At 64.7% G+C, this 4,487-nt stretch carries 6 protein-coding genes; 5 read left to right on the top strand and 1 reads right to left on the bottom strand.

What is annotated here, in order from left to right:
- The 3 genes from VN856_RS16975 to VN856_RS16965 all read left to right on the top strand — a co-directional run.
- Positions 1-1,206 (top strand): AMP-binding protein (locus VN856_RS16975; protein WP_325691047.1); only part of this gene is annotated, 1,206 nt, incomplete at its 5' end.
- 26 nt (positions 1,207-1,232) lie between these two features.
- The gene (locus VN856_RS16970; protein WP_414686982.1) at positions 1,233-1,823 is read left to right on the top strand and encodes a fatty-acid--CoA ligase; all 591 of its coding nucleotides are present in this window, start codon (positions 1,233-1,235) and stop codon (positions 1,821-1,823) included.
- A gap of 12 nt (positions 1,824-1,835) precedes the next feature.
- Entirely contained in the window at positions 1,836-2,012 is a 177-nt protein-coding gene (locus VN856_RS16965) for a (2Fe-2S)-binding protein (protein WP_325691043.1), read from the top strand.
- 21 nt (positions 2,013-2,033) lie between these two features.
- Here the strand turns inward: VN856_RS16965 and VN856_RS16960 are convergent, their stop codons facing one another.
- On the bottom strand, positions 2,034-3,698 hold the full coding sequence (locus VN856_RS16960; RefSeq protein ID WP_325691041.1) for an alpha-keto acid decarboxylase family protein: 1,665 nt from the start codon (positions 3,696-3,698) through the stop codon (positions 2,034-2,036).
- A gap of 68 nt (positions 3,699-3,766) precedes the next feature.
- Between VN856_RS16960 and VN856_RS16955 the strand changes: the two genes are divergently transcribed.
- Both VN856_RS16955 and VN856_RS16950 read left to right on the top strand, forming a co-directional pair.
- Positions 3,767-4,213: an SRPBCC family protein gene (locus tag VN856_RS16955; RefSeq protein WP_325691039.1), complete on the top strand. Its 447-nt coding sequence runs from the start codon at positions 3,767-3,769 to the stop codon at positions 4,211-4,213.
- On the top strand, positions 4,210-4,487 hold a 278-nt coding region (locus VN856_RS16950; protein ID WP_325691037.1), incomplete at its 3' end, for a CoA transferase. The genes VN856_RS16955 and VN856_RS16950, both read left to right, overlap by 4 nt.

Raw genomic sequence — 4,487 nt, 5'->3', positions numbered from 1 at the left:
CTCACCGCTGGCGGCGTGCTGGTTCCGGTGAATACGCGGTTCAAGCCCGAAGAAGCCGGTGACGTCATCACCCGCAGCGCGGCAAAGGCCGTGCTGGTACGCAAGGATTTCCTCGGCCAGGACTACACCGCTCCCGCCGGGGTTCCGGTCATCGACTTAGCGTCCGACTTCCTTTCCAGCGGTTCACCGTTCGAGCGGACCGTCAGCGGAACCGATGTGTCCGACGTCATCTTCACCTCGGGCACGACCGGTCGGCCGAAGGGCGCGATGATGAATCATCGCCAAACCCTGCGCATGTACGAGGAGTGGGCGACGCTCGCCGACCTGCGCGAGGGCGATCGCTACCTGATGATCAACCCGTATTTTCACACGTTCGGCTTGAAGGCGGGCCTGATCGCGTCGTTCCTGCGCGGGGCAACCATGCTGCCACTGGCGGTGTTCGACGTCGACGTAGTAGTGGATCTGATTGAGCGCGAGCGTATCTCGATGTTGCCTGGACCGCCGACGTTGTACCACTCATTGCTGACCGTTGGTGACAAGGCCAAGCTTTCATCGCTGCGAGCGGGTGTTACCGGTGCCGCCGATATCCCGGTCGAACTGGTTCGCCGCATCCACAGCGAACTGCCCTTCGAAACGTTGATGACGGGTTACGGGCTCACCGAAGCCGGCAACGTGACGTTGTCGCGGCCAGGAGACTCCTTCGAAGACGTGGCCACCACCGCGGGCCTGCCCTGCGAGGACGTCGAGGTGCGCATCGCCGCGGACGGCGAGGTGCTGGTTCGCGGTTACGGCGTCATGCAGGGTTACCTCGACGACCCGGAGGCCACCGCGCAGGCGATCGACGATGACGGCTGGTTGCACACGGGCGACTTGGGCAATTTCGACAAGGCGGGCCGGCTGAGGATCGACGGGCGTAAAAAGGACATGTTCATTGTTGGCGGCTTCAACGCCTATCCGGCTGAGATCGAGGGCTTCATGCTTGAACACCCGGCGGTCGCTCAGGTCGCCGTCGTCGGTGTACCCGACCAGCGACTCGGTCAGGTTGGCAAGGCCTTTGTGGTGCCGAAAACACCAGTGTCCGAGGAAGATCTGATGGCCTGGTGCCGCCAGCGGATGGCTGGATTCAAAGCGCCACGATACGTCGAGTTCCTCGGTGAGCTTCCGCTGAACGCCACCGGGAAGGTGATGAAGGACCAACTTCGGTGAGCTCAGCAGACCCCCGTTCGCACTCGATGGTGATCGCGTCCGACTACCGCGTGGCGGATCCGGAGCAGGTGTGGCCGCTGCTCACCCGCCGCAGGTCGGCCCTTGCCGGTATCGGCGCGCACCATGTGCTGCTCTACACCTCGACGCATGACCATGGTCGCGTCCTGGTGACGATCGGCGTGCGCAGTCGGGAGCCGATTGTGGAGCTGTTGCGATCACGAGTGTTCTTCGACTGGTTCGACGCGGTCGGCGTCGACGACATCCCGGCCGTCTTCGCCGGCGAGATCGTGGAACGGTTCGGGTCGGTCACCCAGTCGGCCCCCGGCGTCGTGGTCGCCGCGATGTCGGCGGTTGACGATGTGCCCTCGCTGACCCACGAGATACGGGGTGCACTACCGAGATTCGAGGCGGCGGGCATCCGGGAGACCCGGTTGTTTCAGGCCTTCGACGACAGCCACGAAGTGATGATCCTGCAGGAAATCGACGACGAGAACCATGCCCGGCGCTGGATCGAACATCCCGACATCGCCGCGCCATGGATGGACGGGGCCGGGCGGGGCGCGTATCCGCCGGTGTTCGTCGGCAAGTTCTTCGACATGATGCGGATCGACGAGTAGGCGGGCCGCCCGGTGTTCGTCTGCCTGTGTAACGGGATTACCAGCCAGGTGGTGGCCGATGCCATCGCCGGCGGCGCGTCCACGACTAATCAGATCGCGTCGGTGTGCGGGGCGGGCGCCGAATGCGGCCGCTGCCGTCGCACGCTGCGCACATTGCTCGGCAGACCGAACGGGGAGCGTAGCGGCTGAGGCTACCGCCGCGGGCTGCCGTCAGCCGAGGTCGGCGACCAGATCGCTCAACAGGTCGGGGATGTCCAGGCGTGGCACCACCGCTTCGATCAGCACCATCCGGTCTCGCTGCTCTGCCGCAGCGACAAAGGCATCGTCGAGTTCGCCGTAGGTCTGCGCGCGAAATGTCAAGTGGTTCGTCACGCCAAGCGCGGTGGGGATGTCGGCCCAGCTCCATCGCACGATGTCGTTGTAGGGCGCGGTCTTTCCGTGAATCATTCGCTCGATGGTGTAACCGTCGTTGTTGACCACCACGACCACCGGCGCCAGGCCTTCGCGAGAAAAAGCACCCAGCTCTTGAACCGTCAGCTGCGCGGCTCCGTCACCGATCAGCAGCACCGGTCGGCGATCGCGTTCGGCCAGGCCCGCGCCGAGAGTGGCCGGCAGCGTGTATCCGATTGAGCCCCAGAGTGGTTGACCGATGAACGTGACGCCGCGGGGAAGCCGGTGAGTGGCCATCCCGTAGAACGAGGTGCCCTGGTCCGCCAGGACGATGTTGCCGGGTGTGAGCGCGTCACAGAACCTGTCCCACAACACGTTCTGGTTCAACGGCTGATCACGGTCGGGCCGGTCGGTGGGCACGGCGTCGGAGTTCGACTGGACCGCCGGCGAGCTGATGCCTCGCTTGGCGAGGATCGTGGTGATCGCATCGAGCGCCGCCCCCATCTCCAACGGTGCGAACACCGCCGTGCCGACCGTGCTCTGCTGCACCCCGATGTCGATGGTCCTTGCCGGGTCGATGCGCTGGCTGAAAAAGCCGCTGACCATGTCGGTGAACACCACGCCCGCCGTCACGAGCGCGGGCGCCTCTTCGATCGCCCGGCGAACCGGCTCGGCGCTGGCCGCGCCGGCGTAGATACCCAGATATTCCGGCGTGCTCTCATCGACCAGGCTCTTGCCCCACATCAGGGTGGCGTGTGGCACGACGTCGGCGGCCAGCAGCGCCTCGAGCTTGTCGACCGCATTAAGCCGGTGGACCAAAAGGTCGGCCAGCACGGTCAGCTGGTGGTCGCCGATGAGTGTGGTTGCGGCTTCGGTGAACAACGCCAGCGCACGTGGGCTGGTCCCGCCGGTGTAGTGCGGCAACGGCGCGCTCGGTGGCTCCGTCTCGAAGCGGGCCACATCGGTGGACAGCAACAGATACCCCGGGCGTCGTTGCTCGCGTACCTCGCAGAGCACCCGATCGATCTCTCTGGTGGCCGTTGCGGGCATGAGATTTGCCTGCGCACAGGTGATTTCCCGACTTATCCGCAGAAAGTGCTCAAAGTCGCCGTCTCCCAACGAATGGTGTAGCGCCCGCCGCGTGCCCTGTGCGTCTTTCGACGGGCCGCCGACGATGTGCACAACCGGCACGTGTTCGGCGTAGCTACCCGCGATGGCATTGGCCGCCGAAAGCTCGCCAACACCGAATGTGGTTACCACAGCTGACATTCCACGCAGCCGGCCGTATCCGTCGGCGGCGTATCCGGCGTTGAGCTCATTGGCATTGCCGACCCAGCGCAGCTGCGGATGGGCGACGATGTGGTCGAGGAACTCCAGGTTGTAGTCGCCGGGTACCCCGAACACCTCGGTGACGCCGAGCTCTGCCAGGCGGTCGAGGAGGTAGTCGCCGACGGTGTAGGACGGTTCCGAAACGGCAGCATTCACGGCGTCGAGGCTACGCGTCTGCCGTCGAAACCGCCCTTCACACGGCACTGCCTCGCTATCGTCCGGTCATGGCCATCAACGAAACCCGCGAAATAGTGATCGAGGCAACGCCGGAAGAAATCCTCGACGTGATCGGCGATTTTGACTCGGTCACCGAGTGGTCGCCGCCGCATCAAAGCGCCGAGGTCCTGGAGAGAGACAAGGGCGGACGACCCAGCAAGGTCAAGATGAAGGTAAAGGCCGCGGGGATCACCGACGAACAGGTGGTGGCCTATACGTGGAGCAAGAACAAGGTCAGCTGGACGTTGGTCAGCTCCGGCCAGCAACGATCGCAGGATGCTTCGTACACCCTGACGCCCGACGGGGACAAGACGAAGGTCAAGTTCGAAATCAGCGTCGACCCCGTAGTGCCGTTGCCCGGCTTTGTCCTCAAGCGCGCCGTCAAAGGAACGATCGACACCGGCACCAAGGGCTTACGCGACCGGGTGCTGGAAGTGAAGAAAGGCCGAGCTTGACAGGGCCACTCGGCGGGGTGCGAGTGATCGAACTCGGCGGCATCGGACCGGGCCCGCACGCGGCAATGATGCTGGCGGATCTGGGTGCCGACGTGGTGCGGGTGCGTCGTCCAGGTGGACTGACGATGCCCGCCGAGAACCTCGACCTGCTGCACCGCGGGAAGCGGATCGTGGACCTGGACGTCAAAGCCGATCCGCAACAGTTGCTGGACCTTGTTGCCAAAGCCGACGTGTTGCTGGACTGCTTTCGGCCCGGCACCTGCGAGCGTCTGGG

The sequence above is a fragment of the Mycobacterium sp. genome (assembly GCF_035603715.1).
Classification (GTDB): domain Bacteria; phylum Actinomycetota; class Actinomycetes; order Mycobacteriales; family Mycobacteriaceae; genus Mycobacterium.
Note: the sequence above shows the minus strand (reverse complement) of the source record. Positions and strands in the feature narration are given on the sequence as shown.

Bases quoted from the DNA above. Each gene is read 5' to 3' on its own strand.
- VN856_RS16970 (WP_414686982.1), top strand. From the start codon at position 1,233: ATGGTGATCGCGTCCGACTACCGCGTGGCGGATCCGGAGCAGGTGTGG.
- VN856_RS16955 (WP_325691039.1), top strand. From the start codon at position 3,767: ATGGCCATCAACGAAACCCGCGAAATAGTGATCGAGGCAACGCCGGAA.